The sequence below is a fragment of the Vibrio sp. 10N.222.48.A3 genome (assembly GCF_041475345.1).
Taxonomy (GTDB): domain Bacteria; phylum Pseudomonadota; class Gammaproteobacteria; order Enterobacterales; family Vibrionaceae; genus Vibrio; species Vibrio tasmaniensis_A.
Genome location: NZ_JBFRVX010000564.1, coordinates 1 through 11681 on the forward strand (window position 1 = coordinate 1; position 11681 = coordinate 11681).

An 11681-nucleotide genomic window follows, 5' to 3' on the forward strand; every position below is an offset into this window, starting at 1 on the left:
GCAAAGACAGCAGAGCTCGAATTATTAATCTTCAAGGAACCTGAATGAAAATTTTATATGGCGTACAGGGCACTGGAAATGGGCACATCGCTAGAGCGAGAGCAATGGCCGTCGCTTTTCGTCAGCAAAATATTGATGTCGACTTTCTGTTCTCTGGGCGAGACGAGAGTAAATTCTTTTCGATGGAAGCGTTTGGCAACTATCAGACCCGCAGCGGTTTAACTTTTTACAGCGAGCAGGGAAAGGTTAAATACGGCAAGACACTCATCAAGAACAACATCTGGCGATTTCTCCGCGAGGTTAACCAGATCGATCTTGCGCCTTATGACTTAGTGCTTAATGATTTTGAACCTGTGACGGCATGGGCGGCTAAGAGGCAAGGTGTGCCATGTATTGGTATAAGCCACCAGAATGCGTTCCGCTATGATGTACCTAAAGAAGGGGGCAACTGGATTGAACATTCCGTGATTCAACATTTCGCCCCAACTGAGCACTCTATTGGTTTGCACTGGTATCACTTTGAACAGCCAATATTGCCACCTATCGTTCACACGCCAGCGTGTGATGAGCGAGCGAAAGCAACACAAGACTTCACCTTGGTTTATCTACCATTTGAGGATCTTGATGCGATCTCTGAGTTGTTGATGAAGTTTGTTTCTCATCACTTTGTCTGTTATCACCCGAATGTGATTGAGCATAGCCGAGTCGAAAATATAGAGTTCAAACCACTCAGTCATGCCGGCTTCCAATTCGATCTCAATCAGTGCTCTGGTGTGGTGGCCAACGGCGGTTTTGAATTGCCATCTGAAGCCTTAACTTTAGGTAAGAAGTTGCTTCTTAAGCCTCTTGAGGGACAGTTCGAACAACAAAGTAATGTGGCGACGCTTGAAGCGCTCGGGTTGGCTCAAACCATGAGTTTTTTAGACGCGGCTATCTTGCGTAGTTGGCTCGGTGAAAAGCAGGCTGAAAGGGTTACTTACCCTGACGTGGCAAGTGCACTTGTTGAGTGGGTTTTGGCGGGCAAATGGTCTAACCAAGATGACTTGAGAAAGCAACTTTGGGATAAGGTGGATTTTCCTAGTTATGCATCACTCACGTAACCCATAATTGTTATTTCTGAATTGCCTAGCTGAACGATTCACGAGTTCAATAATTTGTAACAAATGTAACCAAAACGATAGAACAGCTAAATAAGTCGAAATGAAACTCATAAGTGACGCATTTTATGTTTTTTTATAACTCCATAAGCAACTGATTTTTAGGTGTTGTTTAATCATTAAGGTAAAATTAAATTATTCTTTATCAATCTTGTTGGTAGCTCGAGATTTATTGGTTAATAGTAATGGCAATCCGAAAAACATCGGTCTGATAAATATAAGAATTAGTGGTTATCTATTCCCACACCATTACCAATTTAACCCTGTCGAACCGACAAGAGGCAACTTGAATGTTAGAGAAAAAAGACGCAATGAGTGCAATTGCAAGCTACAGAATGGAAAGCACACTTCGTGGAGTCGACTTAAATCTTTTGACTGTATTTGATGCAGTTATGCAAGAGCAAAATATTACACGTGCAGCTCATAATCTGGGCATGTCTCAGCCAGCGGTAAGTAATGCTGTTGCTCGTTTGAAAGTAATGTTCAACGACGAGCTATTCATGCGTCAAGGTCGTGGTATTCAACCGACTCAACGTGCTCGTCAGTTGTTTGGCCCAATCCGCCAAGCGCTGCAGTTAGTACGCAACGAATTGCCAAGTTCTGTATTCTCACCAGAGTCGTCTTCTCGTTTGTTCAAACTTGCAATTTGTAGCCCTTGCGACATGCGTTTTGCACCTAAGATTATGTCGACAATCAACGACCAAGCACCTAGCGTTAATCTGCACATGGATGCTGAATTTGACCGTCAACTTTCTGAGCGCATGCGTTACCAAGAAATTGACTTCGTTATTGATTACTCGCGTTTTGATGAACAAGGTTTCTCAAGCACTGAAATCTTCCAAGATGAATTGGTTGTGGTCGCTTCTGCTTCTCACCCACGCATCAACGGTGAAGTTTCAGCGGCAGAATTGCTTAACGAAAAGCACGCTAAACTGTCTCGCATTCACGGTCAACGTAGCTTCTCTGAGCAAGCTTACCGTGACCTAGATTGCACGCCTTTCTACGAAGGTACGAGCTTGAGCAACGTTCTTTACGTTGTTGGTCAATCTGAACTTGTAACAATCGCTCCTCGTTGGATGGTAGAACATGCAGCAAACAAAGAGCAGCTTCAGATTTTAGATTTCCCATTCGATAATGCGGCGATTTCTGGCTTCCTTAGCTGGCACGAATCAAGTGAAAAGGACAAAGGACACATCTGGTTACGAGATCAGTTAATGATGATCTGTGGCGAAGTAGTGGCGCTTAACTAGACACTAATTCCTATGATTTATAAGCCCTAAGCTAGGAGTCTGGCTTGGGGTTTTTTTGTACCTGCTATTTTTGTTGATAGAAAACTTAGCGTGAGACGTACTATTACTTATAACTTTGAGCTTCATCAGTTGCCTTTTCCATGATCAGAGGTACACTTGTGCGCTCAAAAAAGCTTACAGGTGTAAGCCAAAGGTAAAGAGATGGCCAATTTAGATTTTCATATCGTAAAAAGACTTCGTGACCAAATTGCCCAAGGCGGCAACCGTACAGCTTTGAAGCACAAAGTAGACAATGTATGGCAAGGTATTAGCTGGGAACAATTTGGACAACAAATCGATACGCTTTCATTAGCGCTATTGGCTCAAGGATTGAGAGTTCAGGATAAGATCGGTATCTTCTCGAACAATATGCCTCAGTGGACTGTGGCTGACTTCGCATCCTTACAAGCGCGCCTTGTAACGGTACCAATCTACCCAACCAACACAGCGGCGCAGTCTTCTTACATTATCCAAAATGCGGATGTGAAGATCTTATTCGTTGGTGAGCAAGCTCAATTCGATGCGGCGGTTAGCCTTTTTGAAGAGTGTGAACAGCTAGAAGTTGTTGTGGCGATGTCTGATGATATCGATCTGCAAGGACATCGCTTTGCCGTCTCTTGGAAAGAATTCATGGCTCGTGGTGTTGAAGATCAGCAAGCTGAACTTGATGTTCGTCTTGCGGATGCCTGCATGGATGACTTACTGACGCTTATCTATACCTCTGGTACAACAGGCCAGCCTAAAGGTGTAATGCTTGATTACACTAATGTTGGCTATCAACTAAAAGGCCATGATGAGCGTCTCAGCTTAAGCAAAGACGACGTCTCATTGTGTTTTTTACCTCTATCACATGTATTTGAGCGCGCTTGGACTTTCTATGTCCTTTATAAAGGCGCAACCAACTGCTATTTGCAAGACACCATGCAAGTTCGTGATGCATTGAGTGATGTTAAACCAACGGTTATGTCTGCTGTTCCTCGCTTCTACGAGAAGATTTTCTCAGCGATTCACGAGAAAGTATCTAAAGCACCGTTTATTCGTAAAGTACTCTTTACTTGGGCGGTGAACATGGGCGCGAAGCTTTCTGTTTGTCATCAAGAAGGTCGTACACCATCATTCATGCTGAAGAAGAGCCATGCGCTTGCTGACAAGCTTGTGTTATCTAAACTGCGAGCTCTGTTAGGTGGTAACATCAACTTCATGCCATGTGGTGGCGCGAAGCTTGATGAAACCATTGGTCGCTTCTTCCACGCGATTGGTATCAATGTAAAACTTGGCTACGGCATGACAGAAACCACGGCAACAGTATCGTGCTGGGATGACCGTTGTTTTAACCCTGATTCGATCGGTATGTCGATGCCGGGCGCTGAAGTGAAAATTGGCGCTAAGGACGAGATTCTTGTTCGTGGCCCAATGGTGATGCGTGGCTACTACAAGATGCCAGAAGAGACAGCTAAGACATTTGACGAGCATGGTTTCCTAAAAACGGGTGATGCGGGTCATTTTGATGAAAATGGTAATCTATTCATTACTGATCGCATCAAAGAATTAATGAAGACTTCTGGCGGTAAGTACATTGCACCGCAAGTGGTGGAAGGCGCGATTGGTAAAGATCACTTTATCGAACAGATTGCTGTTATCGCTGATACTCGCAAATTCGTTTCTGCGCTGATTGTTCCTTGTTATGACTCGCTAGAAGTGTATGCCAAAGAGCTTAATATTAAGTATCACGACCGTGTGGAACTTGTTAAAAATCACCAAATAGTAGAGATGCTAGAGAAACGTGTGAATGACTTACAACAAGAGCTAGCGAAGTTTGAGCAAGTGAAGAAGTTCAAGTTGCTGCCAAAAGCGTTTTCTATGGATGATGGTGAGCTAACACCGACCCAGAAACTGCGTCGTAAGGTTATTAACGATAAGTATCAAGACGAAATCGAAGAAATGTACAACGAAAAGCCTAAAGATAAGTAGTTTTCTGTTTAGATAAATTTTCAGTTGTTTAAAAATCCCCCTACGAATGTGATTGCATTTTTAGGGGGATTTTTTGTATCTAATGACACAGCACAATGTGCGAAAGCGCACACCAACAAGCTCGCTGTTTATCGATAAATAGCGAACTGTTGAAATATTAAGTGCTTTTTTTTATCAAGTAGGCAGTGTTTAAACCTAGTGTGAAAGCCTGTATTGGGTTTTATTTGATGCTTTGAGCTAATAGTTGGTTTTTTGGCACAGTTGCCGAATAACAGGCGTTAGACCAGATGATAATAAAGCGTTAAAGTTGTTTCGTATTACTGTTTGTTGTTATCACAACAGACAGCCATAGCCGAAAAAGTGGAAGTATTTCGAATTAGGCTACGAATAAGCCCTAGACTATGAAAAACCAGCCCAACATGTTCACCAAATGTGATTGGAAACTGGTGAGGAGAGCAATATGACAACAAAACCTGAAACAGCCATGTCATCCGGCGCTGAAATGTTATCCGGCGCTGAGATGGTGGTGCAGTCTCTAATTGAAGAGGGTGTAGAACAAATCTTTGGTTATCCAGGTGGTTCTGTACTTGATATCTACGATGCGCTGCATGCTAAAACTGCTGAAATTAAACACGTATTAGTACGACACGAACAAGCCGCTACCCACATGGCAGATGGCTATACTCGTTCTACCGGTAAGCCGGGTGTAGTACTTGTGTGTTCTGGTCCAGGTGCGACCAATACCGTTACTGGTATTGCAACAGCCTACATGGACTCAATCCCAATGATTGTTATTTCTGGTAACGTACCAAATAACCTTATTGGTAACGACGCCTTCCAAGAGTGTGACATCGTTGGTGTATCACGCCCGATCGTTAAACACAGCTTCCTCGTTAAGAAAGCGGAAGATATCCCTGAAGTCGTTAAAAAAGCATTCTATATTTCAACGACAGGACGTCCAGGTCCTGTGGTTATTGATCTGCCAAAAGACATTTTAAACCCACAAATTAAGCTTCCTTATGAATACCCAGAAACGATCAAAATGCGTTCATATAACCCAACGGTTACGGGTCATAAAGGTCAGATCAAAAAGGCGCTAAAAGCCCTTCTTGAAGCGAAGAAACCGGTACTTTATGTCGGTGGTGGTGCGGTTATTTCTGAGGCAGATAAGCCGCTGTTAAAATTAGCAGAGGCACTGAATTTACCCGTGGTAAGTACCCTAATGGGGCTTGGCGCTTTCCCTGGTACTCATAAGAACTCTTTGGGTATGTTGGGCATGCATGGTTTGTATGAAGCCAATATGGCGATGCACAATGCGGACTTGATCTTTGGTATTGGCGTACGTTTCGATGATCGAACGACCAATAACCTAGATAAATACTGTCCTGATGCGAAGATCATGCACATTGATATCGATCCATCTTCTATCTCTAAGAACGTTAAAGTGGATCTTCCGATTGTAGGTTCAGCGGAAAAAGTACTAGAAAGCATGGTTAACCTGCTTATTGAGCAAGGTGGAACTAACGATGCAGAAGCGATGGAAAGCTGGTGGAGTGAAATTAAACAGTGGCAAGAACGTGACTGCTTAGCGTATGACAAAACGTCGGGTCGAATTAAGCCACAACAAGTTATTGAAACACTGCATAAAGTAACCAATGGCGATGCCTATGTTGCTTCGGATGTAGGTCAACACCAAATGTTTGCTGCTTTGTACTACCCGTTTGACAAGCCGCGCCGTTGGATTAACTCTGGTGGTCTAGGCACGATGGGCTTTGGCTTACCTGCTGGTATGGGCGTTAAGTTTGCGAAACCTGATGAAGAAGTTGTGATTGTTACTGGTGACGGCAGTATTCAAATGAATATCCAAGAGCTGTCGACTGCGCTGCAATACAATATTCCCGTTAAGATTATTAATCTTAACAACCGTTTCTTAGGCATGGTAAAACAGTGGCAAGACATTGTTTATCAAGGTCGTTACTCTAATTCATATATGGACTCTGTTCCTGATTTTGCTGCTATCGCTGAGGCTTATGGCCACGTTGGCATGCGTATTTCATCTCCGGATGAATTGGAATCAGGTTTGGAAAAAGCACTGGCGATGAAAGACCGTTTGGTATTTGTCGATATTAGTGTGGATGACACCGAGCACGTATACCCAATGCAGATCAAAGGCGAGGGTATGGATAACATGTGGCTAAGCAAAACGGAGAGAACATAATATGAGACACATCCTTTCACTATTAATGGAAAACCAACCAGGTGCACTATCTCGTGTGGTTGGCTTGTTTTCTCAGCGTGGCTACAACATCGAGTCTTTGAATGTATCCCCTACGGATGATCCAACGCTTTCTCGTCTGAATGTCACCACTAACTCAAGCGAAATGCAGCTTGAGCAGATCCAAAAACAGCTACACAAGTTAATCGACGTACTTAAGGTACAAGAAGTGTCTGAGCTTGAGCATATCGAGCGTGAACTTCTGATGGTAAAAGTACGCGCTAGCGGCTTTGCTCGCGCTGAAGTGAAACGCACAGCGGATATATTCCGTGGTCAAATCGTTGATGTGACGGCTTCGCAATATACGGTTCAAATGGCCGGCACTAGCGAGAAGCTGGATGCTTTCATTCAGGCATTGTCTGAAGTAACGGAAGTACTTGAAGTGGCTCGAAGTGGGGTTGTTGGCATCGCACGTGGTGAACGAGCGTTGAAAGCCTAACGAAGAAAGATTTAAAGCTGCTTTTAAGCTAAAACTGAGCATTTAATCGTTTGAAAAAAATAGCGATTTTACTGATACGAACGGCCCTTAATTTGGGTCGTTTTGCTTTCTGGAAGTAAGCATCGTTTGTCCATACTTTCTTATTGCCATTCATTTCTTTGTAGCTCTCCATTAGGGCGCTATTGCGCTGTTTATAGAGTGCCCTGTTATTTACTGTGCTTGATCCCCCCAGTGCCGTGCATCCATATTTATTGGGAATCTCATTTTTGAGAGACTTAAATCACAAAGTTTATATGATTAGACTAAAGTCTAATGCTCGCGGTGATTTGAGCTAAACTGAACAATAATCAAATAGTCTTGCTTCATGTCATCTTATGATAAAAGATGCGATTAATAGAGTGTTTGCTAGATGTAAAAGGATGGCACCGTTAACTTAATTCAACTGGTTAGCTAACCCTATCAAAGTCTTGAAAGGCATTAGTTGAATTAGGTTCGCTGAAGCAAGGGTTTAGGGATCATACAGTCTGATTGAAAGAGGCGTGGTATGTTTGTCGATTTTTTAGTGAGGTTAACCATAGGTACATTAGCCGTTCTTGGCTTTCAACTGAGTGCATTGTATTTTTTACCTATGGTTGTGCTACTCAATACTCATCACAAAGAGTTTTTTGGGTGGTAGTTCAGTCGTAATACTGGAAATAAAAAACGGAGCTATTAGGCTCAGTTTTTATGTGGTTAGAATCTATCTTGACATTATGCGGCTTCGATAACTTCTTCAATTCGCTTCATTGAACTTAACAGGTGTTGATCCAATAGTTCTGTCGCTTGATCGACATTTTTAGCAAGTACCAGCTTCATGATCATTTCATGCTCATCAATATTGAACAGATCATCAGATGCGCTTTTCGCTGACATCGCTAGGAAGCGGTAGCGTTTTACTTGATTGATAAGATCATCAAAGAACTTAAACATGTTCTCTGAGTCTGCGCCTTCAAGTAACGCTGCATGGAACTGCTGGTGACGTTCTTCCCACTCAACACAATCAAACTCTTCTGAGACATATTGTATGCGTGATAGCTTGTGGTAGGAGGTTAATACTTCCAGTTCCCAGCTTTCATCGCCTGCTGAAATTGCCTTTTTAAGCAGAACAGAAGAGACAACACGAAGGCTTTCATATAGGTCATTGAGTTCTTTTTTTGATACCGGTGATACCCAGCAGCCTTTTTGTGGCTCTAGCTTTACGTATTTACTCCAAGATAGCTGCACTAAGGCTTCGCGAATTGGAGATGCGCCGACGTTGTATCGTGCTTTGAGATCAGCTACAACGAGTTTTTTACCTGGGGTTAATTCACCATTGAGAATATCTTGGCGAATCATCTTTGATACTTTGTCAGTAAGCGTAGGACTAGACATTACAAACCTCATGTATATTTGATTTCTAGTCTGCTAATCCGTTTCTTAGGAAGAGTTTATTGGAGTTTAACAGTACGTAGTTCTAATGTGATTGATAATACAGCGTACTGAAAAGTTAGGCAAGATTTTGTTTCATAAAAAAAGAGGGCCGAAGCCCTCTTTTATATTTTATGCGAATCGGTTCATTCTTATAGAACGTGAACAGATGCTGTGTTTGTAGTACCAGAAGCGACTAGAGCACCAGAAACCATAACTACGATGTCGCCTTTGTTACCTAGGCCAGATTGTAGAGCGATTTCTTTACCGTTGATGTAGAACGCGTCTGTGTTCTCGATAGAGTCAACAAGAACTGGCTTAACACCTTTAGTAAGAACTAGCTGTGCAGCTGTCTTTTCGTTAGTTGTTAGAGCAAGGATGTTTGCAGTTGGGAAGTACTTACGTACTGAACGTGCAGACTTACCGCCTTCAGTTGCAACAACGATTAGAGGAGCAGCTAGCTTCTCTGCTGTGTCTACAGCGCCTTTACATACTGCTTCAGTGATGCGTAGACGTGGGCTGTCTAGACGAGAACCTAGCTCAGCTTTAAGAGCTGAATCAGTACGGTTCGCGATTTGAGCCATGATAGTAACAGCTTCAACTGGGTACTTACCTTTAGCAGTTTCACCAGAAAGCATTACTGCATCAGTACCATCCATGATTGCGTTCGCAACGTCACCCGCTTCTGCACGAGTTGGACGTGGGTTGCTGATCATCGAGTCAAGCATTTGAGTTGCAGTGATAACCATCTTACGTGCGCGGTTACACTTCTCGATCATCATCTTCTGAGCGAAGATTACTTCTTCAGCTGGGATTTCAACACCTAGGTCACCACGAGCAACCATGATGCCGTCAGAAGCTTCAAGGATTGAATCGAAGTTATCTACACCTTCTTGGTTTTCAATCTTAGAAATGATGTGGATGTTCTCGCCGCCATTAGCGTTTAGAAGCTCACGGATTTCTTTAACGTCGTCTTCTTTACGAATGAAAGAAGCAGCTACGAAATCAACGCCTTGCTCACAACCAAACTTAAGGTCAGCTTTGTCTTTCTCAGAAAGAGCTGGAAGTTGAACAGAAACGCCAGGAAGGTTAACACCTTTGTTTTCGCCTAGAGCACCGTTGTTAAGAACTTTACACTTAACTTCAGTTTCTGTTGTTGCGATAACTTCCATTTCGATTAGGCCATCATCAACAAGGATAGTGTTACCTGCTGTTAGGTCCTTAGCGAAACCTAGGTAAGTTACTGCTACTACGTCTTTGTTACCAACAACTGTTGCGTCAGTTGTGAAAGTGAACTCTTGACCAGCTACTAGATCTACGTCGTTACCATCTTCAAGTTTGATAGTACGGATTTCTGGACCTTTAGTATCTAGAAGGATCGCAAGTTGCTCACCATTATTTTCCATTACTTTACGGAAGTTCGCGATACGAGTGCCGTGCTCTGCGAAATCACCGTGAGAGAAGTTAAGACGCATAACGTTCATGCCAGCATCTACTAGTTCAGTTAGCTTCTCTACAGATTCAGTTTTAGGGCCAATCGTACATACGATTTTGGTCTTTTTCATGGAAGGTACTCTCCGGTAAGTATTGTTACAATTTGAAATTTATTTAAGTTCTGAAGATTGGTCCGCTACATCAACATTTTGTGCCTGTTGTGTAAAAGCGCGGGACTTCCAATATGTCCTTCAGAGTTGTAAGTCTTTCATCAATTTTAGTCATTTTATGACCAAAAGATTTTGATTCAATATCGGTTTTCTGTGACTTACCCCACTATATAGGAGGTAAGTTGCAAAAAAATAACAGTCAGTTTTGTAATTTTTTTTCTTTTCGGGTGCGGATTCTACCACCTAATGAGTTCAATATCACTGCTTAACAATTGTCTTAGGACAAGGTTTTATCGCTATTTATTAATTTTTTGGATCAAAATAAATGGACTAAATAGTTTCGTTGTAACTATAATATGTTTCACATCGAAACTTAATGGCCTTTTTTAAATGTCGAAACGAAACACCCAGCTCAGAAGACATGCAATTTCTAACCTAGTGAATGAAAAAGGGGAGGTTAGTGTTGATGAATTATCCGCTAAGTTCGAAACCTCAGAGGTCACGATTAGAAAGGACTTGGCGTCTTTAGAGAAAAACGGTCAGCTTTTGCGCCGTTATGGTGGTGCGATTTCATTACCGAAAGAGGTTGTGAACGAAGAGCTGGGTCCACAAGTTTCGACTCGAAAGATTTCATTAGCGAAAGCCGCGGCAGATTTAATTCGCGACCATAATCGCATTGTGATCGATAGCGGTAGCACGACAGGGGCGCTAATTCAGCAGCTCAATAGCAAGCGTGGTTTGGTTGTGATGACCAACTCGTTGCACGTTGCTAATGCACTTAATGAGTTGGAAAGCGAACCAACACTGCTAATGACCGGTGGCACTTGGGATACCCATTCGGATTCTTTCCAAGGCAAAGTCGCAGAGTCAGTACTTCGTGCTTACGATTTTGATCAACTATTTATTGGGGCTGATGGTATCGACCTTGATAGAGGCACGACCACGTTCAATGAATTGGTTGGTCTAAGTAAAGTAATGGCTGAAGTGTCACGAGAAGTGATCGTGATGGTTGAGTCGGAAAAGGTGGGGCGAAAGATCCCCAATTTAGAGTTGGCTTGGAACCACATCGACATTTTGATTACCGATACAGATTTGAGCAAAGAATCTCAAGCAAGTATCGAATCACATGATGTTCGTGTGATCTTGACTGATCCAGCGTAAAAACAAATTTAAATATTATGCATTTACCTTCCTATAATTAATCTTAATAAAGATATGGCCTTTGCTTGCTGCCAATAGGAATAAAACAAAATTGATGGAGTGAAACTATGTGTGGAATTGTTGGTGCAGTAGCACAGCGTGATGTAGCCGAAATTTTAGTAGAAGGCCTTCGCCGCCTAGAATACCGAGGCTACGATTCAGCGGGTGTCGCTGTAGTTGATAGCGAATCTAACCTAACTCGTGTACGCCGCCTTGGTAAAGTACAAGAGCTAGCAGACGCAGTCGATCAACAACATGTTATTGGCGGTACTGGTATAGCTCATACACGTTGGGCGACAC

General features: G+C 42.7%; 8 protein-coding genes and 1 pseudogene. 7 read left to right on the top strand and 2 right to left on the bottom strand.

What is annotated here, in order from left to right:
• The first annotated feature begins 44 nt into the window (after positions 1–44).
• The 5 genes from AB4653_RS16050 (at position 45) to ilvN (ending at position 7131) form a co-directional block, all read left to right on the top strand.
• Positions 45–1100, top strand: a complete 1056-nt coding sequence (locus AB4653_RS16050; protein ID WP_009847811.1) for an MJ1255/VC2487 family glycosyltransferase — start codon at positions 45–47, stop codon at positions 1098–1100.
• Between the two features lie 347 nt (positions 1101–1447).
• Entirely contained in the window at positions 1448–2407 is a 960-nt protein-coding gene (gene leuO, locus AB4653_RS16055) for a transcriptional regulator LeuO (protein ID WP_009847810.1), read from the top strand.
• A 201-nt stretch (positions 2408–2608) separates the two neighbouring features.
• A complete protein-coding gene (locus AB4653_RS16060) occupies positions 2609–4417 on the top strand; it encodes a long-chain fatty acid--CoA ligase (protein ID WP_009847809.1) in 1809 nt (602 codons plus the stop codon).
• Positions 4418–4877: 460 nt separating this feature from the next.
• Positions 4878–6635 (top strand): acetolactate synthase 3 large subunit, encoded by a 1758-nt coding sequence (locus AB4653_RS16065; RefSeq protein ID WP_009847808.1) that lies wholly within the window; start codon positions 4878–4880, stop codon positions 6633–6635.
• 1 nt (position 6636) lies between these two features.
• On the top strand, positions 6637–7131 hold the full coding sequence (ilvN, locus tag AB4653_RS16070) for an acetolactate synthase small subunit (RefSeq protein ID WP_004735875.1): 495 nt from the start codon (positions 6637–6639) through the stop codon (positions 7129–7131).
• Positions 7132–7881: 750 nt separating this feature from the next.
• On the opposite strand, the gene AB4653_RS16075 is transcribed toward ilvN, so the two are convergent.
• Both AB4653_RS16075 and pykF read right to left on the bottom strand, forming a co-directional pair.
• Entirely contained in the window at positions 7882–8553 is a 672-nt protein-coding gene (locus AB4653_RS16075) for a GntR family transcriptional regulator (protein WP_012603177.1), read from the bottom strand.
• 176 nt (positions 8554–8729) lie between these two features.
• Complete coding sequence (gene pykF, locus AB4653_RS16080) at positions 8730–10142, bottom strand: pyruvate kinase PykF (protein WP_009847804.1); 1413 nt, start codon at positions 10140–10142, stop codon at positions 8730–8732.
• 429 nt (positions 10143–10571) lie between these two features.
• Here pykF and AB4653_RS16085 point away from each other — a divergent pair, with 429 nt between their 5' ends.
• Positions 10572–11342, top strand: coding sequence for a DeoR/GlpR family DNA-binding transcription regulator (locus tag AB4653_RS16085; protein WP_009847803.1), 771 nt, complete (start codon positions 10572–10574; stop codon positions 11340–11342).
• A 107-nt stretch (positions 11343–11449) separates the two neighbouring features.
• Positions 11450–11681: pseudogene (locus AB4653_RS16090) on the top strand (glutamine--fructose-6-phosphate aminotransferase); the annotation flags it as partial.

What these genes read in the sequence shown, in the direction of transcription:
- AB4653_RS16050 (WP_009847811.1), top strand. Translation starts at nt 45, where the DNA reads ATGAAAATTTTATATGGCGTACAGGGCACTGGAAATGGGCACATCGCT.
- AB4653_RS16060 (WP_009847809.1), top strand. Translation starts at nt 2,609, where the DNA reads ATGGCCAATTTAGATTTTCATATCGTAAAAAGACTTCGTGACCAAATT.
- AB4653_RS16085 (WP_009847803.1), top strand. Translation starts at nt 10,572, where the DNA reads ATGTCGAAACGAAACACCCAGCTCAGAAGACATGCAATTTCTAACCTA.
- pykF (WP_009847804.1), bottom strand. Translation starts at nt 10,142, where the DNA reads ATGAAAAAGACCAAAATCGTATGTACGATTGGCCCTAAAACTGAATCT.
- ilvN (WP_004735875.1), top strand. Translation starts at nt 6,637, where the DNA reads ATGAGACACATCCTTTCACTATTAATGGAAAACCAACCAGGTGCACTA.
- AB4653_RS16075 (WP_012603177.1), bottom strand. Translation starts at nt 8,553, where the DNA reads ATGAGGTTTGTAATGTCTAGTCCTACGCTTACTGACAAAGTATCAAAG.
- AB4653_RS16065 (WP_009847808.1), top strand. Translation starts at nt 4,878, where the DNA reads ATGACAACAAAACCTGAAACAGCCATGTCATCCGGCGCTGAAATGTTA.
- leuO (WP_009847810.1), top strand. Translation starts at nt 1,448, where the DNA reads ATGTTAGAGAAAAAAGACGCAATGAGTGCAATTGCAAGCTACAGAATG.